Source organism: Aphanizomenon flos-aquae FACHB-1287 (genome assembly GCF_014698755.1).
Lineage (GTDB): Bacteria > Cyanobacteriota > Cyanobacteriia > Cyanobacteriales > Nostocaceae > Dolichospermum > Dolichospermum flosaquae.
Genome location: NZ_JACJTO010000022.1, coordinates 59,704 through 74,401, shown reverse-complemented (window position 1 = coordinate 74,401; position 14,698 = coordinate 59,704). Strand labels below are relative to the sequence as shown.

Below are 14,698 nucleotides of genomic sequence, written 5' to 3'. Positions count from 1 at the left end.
CTTGGGAAATGAGTTTATGATCATGGTTAATCAAAATATTTTAATCCTTCGCCCAAAATTTAACATATTTTTGGCTATTTTTATCAGGCTTTTCTTAACATTCAACACTTCTGGTTATGAGTTCATGTCCTCATCTGAAGATGATCTTAATAAAGATAATTTCAGTACCTAAGTAAAATTAATTGTACATATTAATTAAAAACATTTATACAGATAATGGTTAATTTGTACAGTAGGCAAGTTCTAAAACATTAAATTTTAATTAAGAATTAAAGAAAAATTCTAATATAAGCTATTTAAATACATAGCCTGTAATTCTGGCTAACTTGGTTTTATAAATGTTTATCATTGAGATAAAATTTCTATCAATACCAAGATTCAGCTATGCTTTTATTTACAAAACTTAATTAATCCAGATCATACAAACAATTCAGCAGACCAAGAAAATGATAGATGCTCATATTCCCCATCTCGATAATTGTAGTTCCACAACCCTACTCAAGTATTTTGAAAATTCCTGGGAACTCGAAGAAACCTTGATGAAAAGTTTAGTTGAGGAAGAAACTTTCTATCTAAATCCCGATTCTCTCAGAAATAAATTAATTTTCTATCTTGGACATTCGGCTGTTTTTTACATTAATAAATTAATTCAAGTTGGTTTATTAGAAAATCGGATTAATCATAAATACGAGACTTTATTTGAAATTGGAGTTGATCCAGAAAGCCCCGCAGAACTAGAGTTAGCTATTCAAGGAGTTAACTGGCCTAATGTTACAAAAGTTTGGGAATATCGAGACAAAGCTAAGGAAGAAATTACAACAATTATTAATCAGACTTCCCTCGATTTACCCATTCATCAACAACATTCTATTTGGGCTTTATTAATGGGAATAGAACATAGTCGCATTCATCTGGAAACCTCCTCCATGCTACTGCGTCAATTACCCGTTGATAAATTAAAGCGTCCCCAAGGATGGAATTATGCACCTAGTAATGGAGAGATTCCTGATAATCAAATGCGAGAAGTTCCTGGTGGCGTAGTAAAATTAGGAAAACGTCGAGATGATTTAACTTTTGGTTGGGATAGTGAATATGGTAATTTAGAAGTTAAAGTCAAGACATTTTTGGTTAGTCAAAATCTCATTACCAATGGAGAATTTTTAGAATTTGTTCAAGGTGGTGGTTACAATAATTCTAATTATTGGAATACTGAATCTTGGGAATGGAAACAAATTCACAAAGTAGAACATCCTAAATTCTGGATATATCAAGAAAATAATTATCGTTATCGTGCCACATTTGATGAAATAGATTTACCTTTAGATTGGCCAGTGGAAGTTAACCATTATGAAGCAATGGCTTATTGTCGCTGGAAAGGTAAAAATACTCGGTTAATGACAGAAGCAGAATGGAATCAAGCTCTAAAAATATCTGAGGATTCTCGGTTATCAAATAACTATAATCTCAATTTACAATTTATTTCTCCAACTCCTGTAGGAATGTTTTCAGAAAATAACCAATCTAGTATTTCTGACTTACGGGGTAATGTCTGGGAATGGTTAGGAGAAACATTTTATCCCTTACCAGGATTTAAAACCCATCATCTTTATGAAGATCAATCTGTACCGTTCTTTGATAATAAACATTTTATGATGTTGGGTGGTTCTTGGGCGACAAATGGTACAATGGCTTTAGCCTGTTATCGTAACTGGTTTCGTCCTTATTTCTATCAGCACGTTGGTTTTAGAATTGCTGAAAGTTTGGATTAAATAAATATCTTTTTATCACTCAAAGTCAACAACAGAGGATTTAGAAAATGATTGCTCAACCTTTAACAATTTTAGATCATCATTATCAAGAGTTAAATAATGGTGGAGAAGATGTAATTCAGGGATTAAGTCAAAATCCCAAGATTTTATCTCCCAAATATTTTTATGATGATCCTGGTTCTCAATTATTTGAAAAAATTTGTGAGTTACCAGAATATTATCCGACTCGTACAGAAGCCTGGATTTTACAACAATATGCTGATGAAATTGCAGAAATTACAAATTGTTGTGAGTTGATAGAATTAGGAAGTGGTAGTTCTACAAAAACTCAAGTTTTATTAGATGCTTATCAAAAAATTGCTACTTCTTGTAGATATGTTCCTATTGATGTCAGCGGTGGTATTCTGAAAACTAGTGTTTTACAATTACAAAAAAAGTATCCTGATTTTTCTATTCATGGACTATTAGGAACTTATGAACAGGCTTTAGTTCATCTAGAGTCTAGTTATTTACAATCAAGGATGTTATTTTTCTTAGGAAGTTCTCTAGGGAATTTTAATCCAGAAGAATGTGATAGTTTTTTAAATCAAGTTTCTCGTACTTTACAAACTGGGGATTTCTTTTTACTAGGAATTGATTTACAAAAGCCCCAGGATATTTTAGAAGCTGCTTATAATGATAGTCAAGAAGTGACTGCTGCTTTTAATTTGAATATGCTTTCTCATTTGAATTGGCGTTTTCAAGGTGATTTTGATATCAATTTGTTTAGACACCAAGCAATTTATAATCAAGTTGATCATCAAATTGAAATGTATTTACATTGTCAAAAAAGTCATTGTGTATTCTTAGAAGTTTTGGGTTTAAAGGTTGACTTTGAAGCAGGAGAAAGTATATTAACAGAGATTTCTCGCAAGTTTGATTTAAGAACAATAGAAACACAATTACAAAGTAAAGGATTAAATACTGTGAAAACTTGGACAGATGAAAAAGGATGGTTTGGTTTGATTCTTTGTCAAGTTTAATAAGTTTTGTGTCAGCATTCAGGCTGCTAAATGCTGATAACTGTAATTTAGATGAATCTAAAATTAATAGCATTTTTAGTGAATTAAATATTATAAAATTTGTAAATAAATGATATAATGACGTAACTATAATGATCCAAAATCATCCATTAAATCACCATGAAACCAAATCCTATACCTCCAAAACTCGGACAAGAATCAGTTTGGGACTATCCCCGTCCTGCTATTTTAGAAGATACTGACAAACATCTCAAAGTTATTTGTAATGGGATTATTTTAGCAGAAACCACTAGAGGAAAAAGAGTTTTAGAAACTAGTCATCCTCCAGGTTATTATATTCCTGCTGAAGATATTAAAACAGAATACTTAATAGCTACACCTAAAAAAAGTTATTGTGAATGGAAAGGTGTTTGTCAATATTATGATGTTTCTGTGGGAGACAAGTATATTCATAATGCTGCTTGGAAATATATTCAACCTAGTCCTAATTTTCAATCAATTCAAGAATATTACAGTTTTTATGCCAGTTTAATGGATGCTTGCTATGTAAATGATGAATTAGTTAAAGCGCAAACAGGTGATTTTTACGGAGGGTGGATTACTACTGATATTGTTGGACCATTTAAAGGTGAACCCGGTACTTGGGGATGGTAAACAAGGAAAATTTCAGTTTTGACATACTCACCGACCTGAAGGTGCGGTGATTCTTGACGCTTCACCAACTGACGCTAATTTCTTCAAGACTTTAATTCCTGTTGTTTATTCAAAATCAGCGAACGGACAGTAAAAAATTAAAATGTCGTCTTAAAGTCTGATGGCCTATCGGACTCTGTAGGAGATCGCATTCAGCTAAGTATGAGGAGCTAGAAAAAGCTGTTGCTTATAAATGGATACTGGGGAAATCTTAAGTAAATGTTAAAAATATAATTGATAATTATCATTGGTATTCTGCGTGTGATAATTTCTTTAACAAGGGGGGAAAAACAGTTTCCCAAAACCACAAAACTTGATGGTCAGATAATATTTGCTGCTACAGATGCTAGCAATAGTGGAGGAAAACGAAACAACCTCACACTTTCTGATCGGGTGCGTCTAAACCTAAAGACGAGCTTTACTGGGGAAGATCAGCTACTTGCAAGACTTCAAGCAAGCAATGTGATAAATCCAAATGGCCCCGGATATGAGACTGGTTTAAGCTTTAAATCTGGTAGTGATACAAGTAACAGTGTTCAGCTTAGTAAATTGGAATATCGTTTTCCTTTTCCTAGGAACGAAAACATATGTGTTATGTTTGCTACTGGCTTTAATACGTACTTTGATGATGCGGATGTGATTAATCCTCTAAAAGATGATAGTAATGCGGCTATTTCTCGCTTCGGTCGATACAGTCCGATTTATCGTTTAGGTGGAGATACTGGTATAGGTGTCACTTTTAACTTGAGAAAAGATTTAACAGCACAGACGTTCTATTTAGCAGGTAGTGCCAATGCCAACGATCCTAATGGCAGCAACGGCTTGTTTAATGGTAAATATGGTGCATTGGCACAGATTATATTCTATCCAAAGACAAAACCTGTAGATAAAGACACAAAAGTTGCTTTCACTTATGTCAATGCCTACAATAACACCACCACTAAGGTGAATAATAATGATGTTTTTAATGGTTTAGGACATAATACTGGTAGTTTCGCGTCGAACTTGTTTGGACGAGAGGTTTCTTCCAATTCCTATGGTATTGAAACGAATGTTAAAATTAATGAACACTTTCAACTTGGTGGATGGTTATCCTATACGAATGCACGAGCATTGACTGGTGCGGTCAAAGGTGATGCTGATATCTGGAGTTCGGCTGTGACTCTAACCTTCCCTAGCAACAAAAAGGACATTAACAAGGGTAACTTGTTAGGAATAATTATCGGAATGGAGCCTAAATTGACTGGTTCTTCAGCACAGTTATCAGGTTTACCTTATCGCCGTGATCCTAGTACAGGATTTCACATTGAAGCGTTTTATCGATATCAAATAAACGACAAAATTAATATTACTCCTGGTTTAGTTTGGTTGACAGCACCAAATCACGATGATCAGAATGGAGATATTTTACTGGGAGTAGTTAGGACTACTTTTAAGTTTTAAACAATATTGCTATTCCCTGTTAAATCTAACTGTGAGAGGTTAGAAATAATCTAACTCTTTTAAGCAAACTGCTTGCAACAGCGCTTCGCTATCCCCGCTTTCTAGGACTTATTGCTCCTTTGACAAAAAAGGGATAACTATTAAATTAATAACGCTTTTATTCTTTTTCGATATTTGTCATTAATACGAATATCGTAATACTAACAACAATCTACAATTTTTGAGATTTTAACCACTCACTGACAACTTTTCCCACTGGTTGAGATTGATTATCTACTTGATAATTCATCTTTTGGATTGCAGTTGTAGAAACTTTACCTCCTAATTGATTAATGGTATCTGTTAATTCTGGATATTTTCGGAGAATTTCTTGATTAAAAATAGGTATGGCCTGATAAGGTGGAAAGTATTTTTTATCATCTTCTAAAATCACTAAGTTTAAAACTGGAATTAAACCGTCGGTAGAATTTGCAGCAATAAAATCTAATTGCTTTTCTTTTAATGCTTGATACATTAATCCTAATTCCATTTGTTTAATATTGGCAAATTTTAAGTTGTAGGTTTTAGATAATCCTGGATAACCGTCTTCACGTTCTAAAAATTCATATCCAAATCCTGCTTTCATCTGTGGACTATATTTACCAGCTTCAGAAAGGCTTTTAATTTGCCATTTTTTAGCATCTTCACCGCGTATAATCATGGCAAAGGTATTCTCAAATCCTAAAGGTTTCATCACTGTTAATTTCAATTTTTGATCATAGTATTCTTTGACTTTTTCATAAACAATTTGTGGATTGCTGATTGGTTTTTCTTTCAAAATAGTAGTAAATGAAGTTCCTGTATATTCTACATACCCGGCAATTTTTCCCGCTTTCACTGCTTCATGAACAATAAATGTTCCTCCTAAATTAAAACGACGGTCTACTTTTAATTTAGTATGATTTTCTATGTGTTGTGCTAACAATTCTCCTAAAATTACTTGTTCTGTAAAGTTTTTTGAACCGATAATAATTGTCTCTGGTGCTTTTTGATAGTTAAATGCAATTAACCCAGCTATAATTAAAGTGATTATTCCTAAAATAATCGCCAACTTTGATTTATTCCCTGTTGGTTTAGTCAGGTTTTTTTCTAAAAATCCTAAACCAAAATCTGCACTCAAAGCAATTAAAGCTGCGGGTATTGCTCCCGCTAAAATTAATTCATTATTAACTGTGGAAATACCGCGAAAAATAAATACTCCTAAACCTCCACCACCAATAGCAGCAGCAATTGTGGCAATTCCTACAGATATGACCGTGGCTACTCTTACCCCTGCTAAAATAACAGGTAAAGCTAGAGGAATTTCTACTTTTAATAATAACTGCTGGTCTGTCATTCCCATCCCTATACCAGCTTCTTTAATAGCGGGATTGATGCTATTAATGCCAATATAAGTATTACGAATTATGGGTAATAAAGCATAAAGAGTTAAAGCAACTATTGCAGGAACTTTACCAATTCCTCCCAGAAAAGGCACGGAAATTAAAAAACCAAAAATGGCTAAACTAGGGATGGTTTGAATGGTATTTGCTAAACCCATAATCGGAGCAGCTAATTGTGGTTGACGAGTAATAAAAATGCCCACAGGAAGCCCAATAGAAATGGCTATTGTCATAGCTATAACTACTAATATTAAATGTTCTCCACTGTGAAGGATAATTTCCGAACCGTATTGAAATAAAAACATGATTTTATCCTAATTTTATCCTAATTTTAATTAAGTTGTTCCCAATTATTTGCGGCACTTAAACAACCTAAAAAGGCCTGTGCTTCCGGGTGTTGAGAACGAATAAATTCCCTTCTCGTTCCTAATTCAACCAAATTACCTTCATACATTAAACCAATTCTAGAGGCTAAAAAGAAAGCTTCTTGAATATCATGGGTGACAAATATCACGGTTTTTCCTAATTGTTGTTGTAAATATTGAAATTGTTGTTGTAATTCCAAGCGAGTAATAGGATCAAGTGCCCCAAAAGGTTCATCCATTAATAGTATAGGTGGATCTGCGGCTAAAGCCCTAGCTACTCCCACCCTTTGACGTTGGCCTCCTGATAATTGATGAGGATAACGTTGAGCAAATTGTCCTGGTTCTAACCCTACTAAGTTTAACATTTCATAGACTCTATTTTGGATTTGTTGGGGTGGCCATTTTTCTAAAGATGGTACAAGTCCGACATTTTCCGCAATGGTAAAATGAGGAAATAACCCGGTTTCTTGGATGACGTAACCTATTCTTCTTCTCAATTTTATAGCATCCCATTGATTTGTGGGATAATTGCTTACTAAAACTTCTCCTTGGGTGGGTAAAAGTAAATGATTGATTAATTTTAAAGTTGTAGTTTTACCGCTACCACTACGTCCTAATAAAATTAAGGCTTCCCCTTCATAAATAGTCAGATTTAGGTTAGATACTAGGGGACGTTGATTAATTTCAAAACTGACATTACGAAATTCAACTGCAATTTCTGATGTTATGGACATAAGTTAATACATAATAGATAAAGTGATTTAGAAAAAGTTAGAATTAAACGCAGATAAACGCAGATGAACACAGATAATTTGTTTGAATATTTCTCGTGTTCTCTGTTCTTAACTTCTCGGTTTAGCATAATACCTAAGAGTCAATAATGTGATTATGGTTTTTTTCTATGCCGTTATAATCATACATGAATTTTTGATGATGGAAAATATCAAAATAATAACAATTACTACGAATTTGTATCATGCAAGTAAAAATTATTACTTTTTGTGTACAGTCGCATTTGCTTGATTAAATAGCTTTATACTAAATATTAATAGTCATTAATACAATATAAACGAACAGGTGGCTAGAAAGTAGGGTTTCTATTCAGTTCCTGCTACCAACTTTGTTTTATTGCTGTTAAGATTGCGACATTTATTAATACAAAAAGTCAGTAGTCGATCTTTAACTTCCGGTGGAGATAAGCTGAATGGTAATCATCAATTTTTAGGGAATGGGGAACAGGTTTCTACTTTTATGTCTGAGGGGAGAAATATAATTTATACCACTATTATGGAATATCGAAAAATTTATCTCTGAGCAAGTATTCTCTACTTCTAGCAACTCTGAACCTTTAATAGGGAATAAACCTTTCAAAAATAGCCAGTTTTCAGACTTGACATCTAACTTATAAGAGATACATTTATAGAGATTCATTTTTGCAGATTTAATTACTTTTCCTTTTTAACTGTATCAATTTAAGCAAAACCATACCCATACAGGTAACTATAGCTAATGACACTAGATATATTAACAACATCAGAAACAATTGTCCTTGAGGGTAAAACTTTTACTCTCGCAGACGAAAAAGAAATATCAGAATGGCCTTGTGTTGTCAGTCAAAGACCACAACCAACCATTACCCTCAAAGATGATGATTTATTCCTGGTGACAGATACTATGGGGAATATTTCCGACTGTTACCTTTATGGTAGCACTCCTAGTATGGGAATGTTTTGCCGTGATACAAGGTTTTTGAGTCGTCTGGAGTTACAAATTGAAAGGCGATCGCCTATATTACTGAGTAGTAATGCTGACAAAGGATTTGCCCTCTCTGTTCTATGTACTAATCCTGATTTAGAGAATCTTTTTAAAGCTGATACTCTGGGTATTCGTCGAGAAATTGTCCTCAATGGTGCATTATTTGAAGAAATAGAAGTTGCTAATTATAACACTACCAGTATTAGTTTTGAACTAAGTCTCAGTTTTGATGCTGATTTTGTAGATTTATTTGAAGTTAGGGGACATCACAGACAAAAACGCGGTAGAGTTTTACACTTGGTCGAACCAAAATCTGATGGTATTATATCTGCGTTCTCTCAAGCCTATAAGGAAGAATCTCTTACCCTTGCGTATCAGGGTTTAGATAATTCAACTATGGAGTCTCTCATTCAATTTCAGCATTTACAACCAAGTCATTTTCAGGGTTATACAGCAGTTTGGCGCGTAGAATTGGCTGCTCATGAAACCAAAAAGCTAGGCTATCGGCTGAATATCTTCACTAACAATCAACCTAGCTCTGCTATTAGTGCAGCATCCACTTTGTCACAGGCAAAAGCCGCTGAATTAATGGAGGAACAAAAATGGTTACAGCAAATTACTCGAATTAGCTCAGATAAAAGTCTTTTTAATCGCGTCCTAGGTAGGGCTGAACAAGATATATATTTACTACTTCAGTCCTTCGGTAAACATAAAACAGTTTCTGCCGGTGTACCTTGGTTTTCTACGTTATTTGGCAGAGATTCTATTATTACTGCGTCCCAAACCTTGATGTTAAACTCTCAAATTGCCAAAGAAACGCTAATGCTGTTAGCAGAGTATCAAGGTAAAACAGAGAATATTTGGCGTGAGGAAGAACCTGGTAAGATATTACACGAATTGCGGTTAGGAGAAATGGCAAGATGTCAGGAAATTCCCCATACACCCTATTACGGGACTGTAGATGCAACGCCGCTGTGGTTAATGTTGTATGCTGAATACTACAGTTGGACTCATGATCAAGAAACCTTGGAAGCACTATGGACTCATGCTTTAGCGGCTATGGATTGGATTGACAATCAACTGCAAGCAACAGGTTATCTTAGCTATACTCGTAAATCAAAAGGTGGTCTGATTAACCAAGGTTGGAAAGATTCTGGTAATTGTATTGTCAACCGCAAAGGAGAAATAGCCACTGGTTCAATTACTCTGTGTGAAGTCCAAGCTTATGTCTATGCAGCAAAAAACCGCCTAGCAGAGATTGCTAAAATCCAACAACGTCCAGATTTAGCCGAACTTTGGCAAAAAGAAGCAAAAGAACTCAAAACCAGGTTTAACCAAGATTTTTGGTTAGAAGATGAAGATTTTTGTGCTTTAGCATTAGATGGAGATGGTAAACCAGTAGATAGTATTACCTCTAATCCTGGCCATTGTTTAAATTTGGGAATATTGACACCTGCAAAAGCCTACAGCGTAGCGGAACGGTTGCGAGCACCTGATATGTTTAATGGTTGGGGAATTAGAACTTTAAGCAGTTTGTCACCGGCATATAATCCTATGGGTTATCATATTGGTTCAGTGTGGCCTCATGATAATTCTATCATAGCCATGGGATTGCGATCGCTCGGTTTAATTGATCAATCTTTGGAATTATTTCAAGGATTATTCAATATGACCAGTAAACAGCCTTATCAACGCCCTCCTGAACTATTTTGCGGTTATGAAATGAACGGTGATAATAGTCCTGTCCAGTATCCCGTTGCTTGTAGTCCTCAAGCTTGGGCTACAGGTAGCATTTTTCAATTATTGCAAATGATGGTGAATTTAGTTCCAGACGCACAGAATAATTGTTTGCGAATTATTGACCCAGCTTTGCCAAAATCAATCAATCATTTATCCTTTCATAATTTGCGGGTTGGGGGGACAATTTTAGATTTAGAATTTGAGCGAGTCGGTAATACTACCGCTTGTCGAGTTGCTAAAAAACGGGGTAATTTGCGGGTGGTAATTGAAGCATAAATAAATATTGAATAGAATTTGGTAGGGGTTTAGCTTTTGCTTTACCCCAGAAAATTTTTCTTTTATTCCACTGTTGACACTAAGCGGCGCTATTACCAAATACTCACACATAAAAAAAGTTAATGAAACTTTCATCTATACTTGATATTAACTTCATTATTTGTATGTTAGATTTACCTAAGTTTCAGAGACTCAGCATTTAGTGTTTTTCTGGGACTAAGATCAAATACATTTTTAGAGATTTCCATGAAATCTGTGCATCTAGGATAGCTTACTTCACAATTATTGAGGTTTATTTATGGTTGCTAGTCTTAGAAAAACAGTTCGGTCTATGGTTTTTACAAACCGCCAATTAGCACAACTTTACTATTTCCTGAGTTTTTCCCGTCCAGTTTTACCCCAATGGGTTGGTACTGATTACTACCGTGAAAAATCATCTTGGGAATTACAACCAGACCGCTGTCCATGTGATCTTGAACTTGTTGAATATTTGCAGAATAATAATATTCAAGATCAGAATATATTCCATTTTGGTACAGGATCTCATCATATTCTAGGGTTAGAAAATCAGAAATTTTCTCAACCAAATGAAATAATTGGTATTACCGCTTCTGCACCCGAACATCAAGAATATCTGCGGTTATCTCTTAAAGATCGTCTACTACTGAAATATTACAAAGTTATCTTTGCAGATATATATACTTTGACAGATCGTTCTCTACCCATGCTAGATGTAATTGCTCTCTTTCATCTGGGAGAATTTTATATAGCTGAAGAAGCACCTTTCCTACATCATAATGACGAATCTCTATTAGAGATGTTTCTTGGTAAATTAAACCCAGGTGGTAAAATTCTCTTTTATACAAAATCAATTGGTTGGGGTTATGCTGAACCAATAATTGCATCATTTGTTAAACAGGGAAAAATGCAGAAAATTGAAGAATACAAGAGCTTATTGGTTTATACCAAGGGTAGCTAAACTCACGGTAATAGAGATTAGTATCATGTTCATTTAATTAAGGTAAGAGTCAGATCCTCAATTTTTCTAAAAGTTGGGGATCTTGTTTTTGATCACTAAATAGGGCTATACTCAATAAAATTAATCTAAATTAATCTAAGGTGGACGATGACTTCAGAAACATTTAACTCAGTACCAGTAACCGTTTTAACTGGATATTTAGGTGCGGGTAAAACTACCCTATTAAATCATATTCTCACCTACGAACATGGTAAAAAAGTCGCTGTTATTGTCAATGAATTTGGAGAAGTAGGTATTGATAATCAATTGGTAATTGATGCAGATGAAGAAATATTTGAAATGAATAATGGCTGTATTTGTTGTACAGTTAGAGGTGATTTAATCCGCATTATTGGTAACTTGATGAAACGCCGAGATAAGTTTGATCATTTAGTCATTGAAACCACTGGATTAGCTGATCCTGCACCTGTAATTCAAACCTTTTTTGTAGACGAAGATTTGCAAAGTCAATTGTCATTAGATGCAGTGGTTACAGTTGTTGATTCCAAGCATATTTGGCAACATTGGGAAGCAGACGAAGCCCAGGAACAAATTGCTTTTGCTGATGTGATTTTATTGAATAAAACTGATTTAGTCACAGCAGAAGTTTTAGACGAATTAGAAACCCGCATTCGCTCAATGAATGCAATGGCAAAAATTTACCGTACCCATAATTCCCAATTAGCAATGTCAGCTTTATTAGGAGTAAAAGCATTTGATTTAGATCATGCTTTAGAAATTGATCCTCATTTCTTAGGAGAAGATGCTCATGTTCATGATGAAAGTGTTTATTCAGTTGCTATAGTATCACCAGGGACTATCAATGGTGAAAAATTAAATGCTTGGCTATCAGAATTACTCAGAACTCAAGGAACAGACATTTTCAGAATGAAAGGGATTTTGAATATTGAAAATGAAGATAACCGCTTTGTTTTTCAGGGAGTACACATGATATTTGAAGGTCAAGCTGATAGACCTTGGAAAGTAAATGAAACTCGCAAAAATGAACTTGTATTTATTGGTAGAAATTTAGATGAAGCACAGTTAAAAAAAGATTTTTTTGCTTGTATGAGTTAGGTGAATAAAATTCACATTTAGACAGACAAAACCCACCTGTGTAGGTTATAAATCTAGTAAAATTAGTCCACACAGGTGGACTTTGATTGTGTAGTAGCGACTTCTAATCGCCTAAAATTTCCGATAAATAAAAGATAAAAAGTATGAACCTAACTAAACACTATTCCACAAAACTTGCAGATTATGTCACCGCTTTAGCTTGGTCTTCTCAAGGGAAAATCCTCGCGGCTAGTTCCGCTGCGGGAGAAGTTATTGTATGGGAAAATGGTAAATTAATAACCTTACAAACAACTACAAATCAAGCAGTAAATTGTTTAGCATTTTCCCATAATGGTAAATATTTAGCCATTGGCGGACAAGATGGAAAAGTAAAAATTTGGTGCGAAAATCAATTAATAACCACGTTAGAAAATGCGCCTATTTGGGTTGATCAATTAGCATGGAGTTATACTAATAATCAACTAGCTTTTAGTTTGGGTTCTTATGTGCAAATTTGGGACGCAGACACATTAGAAGTCGTTGTCACCCTCAACTTTAATGATTCCTCTATTTTAGGAATTGATTGGCGTAAAGATGGCAAATATTTGGCTATTAATGGTTATAAAGGTGTAAAAATTTGGTCTACTCAAGATTGGAATGCAGAACCATTTATCTTTTCCATACCTAGCGTTAGTATAACAACAATTTGGTCCCCCGATGGTGAATATTTAGCCTCTGGAAATATGGATCGAACTCTCACCGTTTTACAATGGGAAAATCCTGATCCTTGGGTCATGCGCGGCTTTCCAGGGAAAATTCGTCAACTAGCTTGGTCAGACCTAAAAACCTCCACAGGTGCGCCAATTTTGGCTGCTTCCAGCGTTGAAGGCATAGTAGTATGGGAGAAGTCCGTAGATGAATCTGTGGGTTGGGAAGCGCGAATATTGACGAATCATGTAGATATTATTCAAGCAATATCTTTTGCACCTCAAAGCTTGATTCTCGCTTCCGCTGGCGCTGACGGTTGGTTATGTTTATGGGATGAAAATCAAGAAGTATCCCAGATTTTGACCGATACAGAAGCAGGTTTTTCTACTCTATCTTGGCATTCCCAAGGACAATTATTAGCCGCAGGTAGTGAACAGGGAGAATTAATTATTTGGACAAGTTCTTTGGGGAATTGAAAATTAAAAATACCTTGAAATTTGCTAAGGTGTTAATTAAGGTTTAATATTTTTGGATAGGTTGTTTGGAGATAATAGTAAATTATCACACCAGCACAAAAACAAGAAATCCTGAATTTACGGACATTAAAGTTAACACCAAAACAAATAGCCTGAAAACTAGGTATCAAAGTATTAGAAGTTAATGCAACGATTCACAATCAAGCAGAACAAAGGACATCAGAGAGATTAGTAAAAGGAGAATTATTGTTTATGAGTCGGTTAAAACCGACTTTTGCTTTTAGACAGGGAATTTATTCCCTGGATATCTGATCAATAAGGCTAGAATTAATACTATGAATGATGAGAAAATAGATAATACAGAAAATTTACAACAAAAAGAATATATAGAAAAAGAGAAAGCTTTCTATAGTGCTATGGTTAGTGCTTGGATTAACACAAGGATTGAAAGAGATAAACAACTATTAACACTATCTGTAACTGCAATTGGAGTTCTGGTTACTTTACTTAGAACAATTGGCGTTTCAAACTTTACTCAGCTACTTCTGTTTAGTTTTGCTCTACTTAGCTTTTTAATTACAGTTATTTCTATTATTTATATACTTGATAGAAACGCTTTACACATTGAGAAAATTCTGAACGAGAATCAAACCCAAGATGGGATTTTGATGATTGTGGATAAAATTGCTGGATTTAGTTTTAGCATAGGTATAATTTTAGTAGTTATAATTGGAATTAATTCAGCAATACTAAACCTCAGCGAGAAAAAAACAAGTATGAGTCAAGAACAACACCTTAATAAACAGCATCAGCAACAGGGAGAGAAGCACAGTATGGCTGGCGTTTCTAAATTGCGTCCTCAACCACCCAAAGCTCCTGAGCAACCTTGCAAGCCTCCTGAAAAACCTACCCAAAATCAAGGATCTCAAAATTCTTCTGGTAAATAAATGATCAAG

Annotated in this window: 11 protein-coding genes; 9 read left to right on the top strand and 2 right to left on the bottom strand. The window is 34.6% G+C overall.

What is annotated here, in order from left to right:
* Positions 1 to 446 precede the first annotated feature (446 nt).
* The 4 genes from ovoA (at position 447) to H6G44_RS12105 (ending at position 4,927) form a co-directional block, all read left to right on the top strand.
* Entirely contained in the window at positions 447 to 1,769 is a 1,323-nt protein-coding gene (gene ovoA, locus H6G44_RS12120) for a 5-histidylcysteine sulfoxide synthase (RefSeq protein WP_190386797.1), read from the top strand.
* 47 nt (positions 1,770 to 1,816) lie between these two features.
* A complete protein-coding gene (gene egtD / locus H6G44_RS12115; protein ID WP_190386798.1) occupies positions 1,817 to 2,791 on the top strand; it encodes an L-histidine N(alpha)-methyltransferase in 975 nt (324 codons plus the stop codon).
* 159 nt (positions 2,792 to 2,950) lie between these two features.
* Positions 2,951 to 3,445 carry a DUF427 domain-containing protein gene (locus H6G44_RS12110; RefSeq protein ID WP_190386799.1) on the top strand — a complete coding sequence of 165 codons (495 nt, stop codon included), beginning with the start codon at positions 2,951 to 2,953 and terminating at the stop codon, positions 3,443 to 3,445.
* A gap of 300 nt (positions 3,446 to 3,745) precedes the next feature.
* Positions 3,746 to 4,927 carry an iron uptake porin gene (locus H6G44_RS12105; RefSeq protein ID WP_190484342.1) on the top strand — a complete coding sequence of 394 codons (1,182 nt, stop codon included), beginning with the start codon at positions 3,746 to 3,748 and terminating at the stop codon, positions 4,925 to 4,927.
* Between the two features lie 211 nt (positions 4,928 to 5,138).
* Here H6G44_RS12105 and H6G44_RS12100 read toward each other — a convergent pair whose 3' ends face one another.
* Together H6G44_RS12100 and H6G44_RS12095 are read right to left on the bottom strand one after the other, a co-directional pair.
* On the bottom strand, positions 5,139 to 6,653 hold the full coding sequence (locus H6G44_RS12100; protein WP_190386801.1) for a glycine betaine ABC transporter substrate-binding protein: 1,515 nt from the start codon (positions 6,651 to 6,653) through the stop codon (positions 5,139 to 5,141).
* Between the two features lie 26 nt (positions 6,654 to 6,679).
* Positions 6,680 to 7,447, bottom strand: coding sequence for an ATP-binding cassette domain-containing protein (locus tag H6G44_RS12095; protein WP_190386802.1), 768 nt, complete (start codon positions 7,445 to 7,447; stop codon positions 6,680 to 6,682).
* 775 nt (positions 7,448 to 8,222) lie between these two features.
* Between H6G44_RS12095 and H6G44_RS12090 the strand changes: the two genes are divergently transcribed.
* From H6G44_RS12090 to H6G44_RS12070, 5 genes are all read left to right on the top strand, one after another.
* Complete coding sequence (locus H6G44_RS12090; protein WP_190386803.1) at positions 8,223 to 10,484, top strand: amylo-alpha-1,6-glucosidase; 2,262 nt, start codon at positions 8,223 to 8,225, stop codon at positions 10,482 to 10,484.
* Between the two features lie 298 nt (positions 10,485 to 10,782).
* Positions 10,783 to 11,463: a hypothetical protein gene (locus H6G44_RS12085; RefSeq protein ID WP_190386804.1), complete on the top strand. Its 681-nt coding sequence runs from the start codon at positions 10,783 to 10,785 to the stop codon at positions 11,461 to 11,463.
* Positions 11,464 to 11,610: 147 nt separating this feature from the next.
* Positions 11,611 to 12,579, top strand: a complete 969-nt coding sequence (locus H6G44_RS12080; RefSeq protein WP_190386805.1) for a CobW family GTP-binding protein — start codon at positions 11,611 to 11,613, stop codon at positions 12,577 to 12,579.
* A gap of 143 nt (positions 12,580 to 12,722) precedes the next feature.
* On the top strand, positions 12,723 to 13,742 hold the full coding sequence (locus tag H6G44_RS12075; protein ID WP_190386806.1) for a WD40 repeat domain-containing protein: 1,020 nt from the start codon (positions 12,723 to 12,725) through the stop codon (positions 13,740 to 13,742).
* Positions 13,743 to 14,077: 335 nt separating this feature from the next.
* Positions 14,078 to 14,689 (top strand): hypothetical protein, encoded by a 612-nt coding sequence (locus tag H6G44_RS12070; RefSeq protein WP_190386807.1) that lies wholly within the window; start codon positions 14,078 to 14,080, stop codon positions 14,687 to 14,689.
* Positions 14,690 to 14,698 lie beyond the last annotated feature (9 nt).

What these genes read in the sequence shown, in the direction of transcription:
- ovoA (WP_190386797.1), top strand. Translation starts at nt 447, where the DNA reads ATGATAGATGCTCATATTCCCCATCTCGATAATTGTAGTTCCACAACC.
- egtD (WP_190386798.1), top strand. Translation starts at nt 1,817, where the DNA reads ATGATTGCTCAACCTTTAACAATTTTAGATCATCATTATCAAGAGTTA.
- H6G44_RS12110 (WP_190386799.1), top strand. Translation starts at nt 2,951, where the DNA reads ATGAAACCAAATCCTATACCTCCAAAACTCGGACAAGAATCAGTTTGG.
- H6G44_RS12100 (WP_190386801.1), bottom strand. Translation starts at nt 6,653, where the DNA reads ATGTTTTTATTTCAATACGGTTCGGAAATTATCCTTCACAGTGGAGAA.
- H6G44_RS12095 (WP_190386802.1), bottom strand. Translation starts at nt 7,447, where the DNA reads ATGTCCATAACATCAGAAATTGCAGTTGAATTTCGTAATGTCAGTTTT.
- H6G44_RS12090 (WP_190386803.1), top strand. Translation starts at nt 8,223, where the DNA reads ATGACACTAGATATATTAACAACATCAGAAACAATTGTCCTTGAGGGT.
- H6G44_RS12085 (WP_190386804.1), top strand. Translation starts at nt 10,783, where the DNA reads ATGGTTGCTAGTCTTAGAAAAACAGTTCGGTCTATGGTTTTTACAAAC.
- H6G44_RS12080 (WP_190386805.1), top strand. Translation starts at nt 11,611, where the DNA reads ATGACTTCAGAAACATTTAACTCAGTACCAGTAACCGTTTTAACTGGA.
- H6G44_RS12075 (WP_190386806.1), top strand. Translation starts at nt 12,723, where the DNA reads ATGAACCTAACTAAACACTATTCCACAAAACTTGCAGATTATGTCACC.
- H6G44_RS12070 (WP_190386807.1), top strand. Translation starts at nt 14,078, where the DNA reads ATGAATGATGAGAAAATAGATAATACAGAAAATTTACAACAAAAAGAA.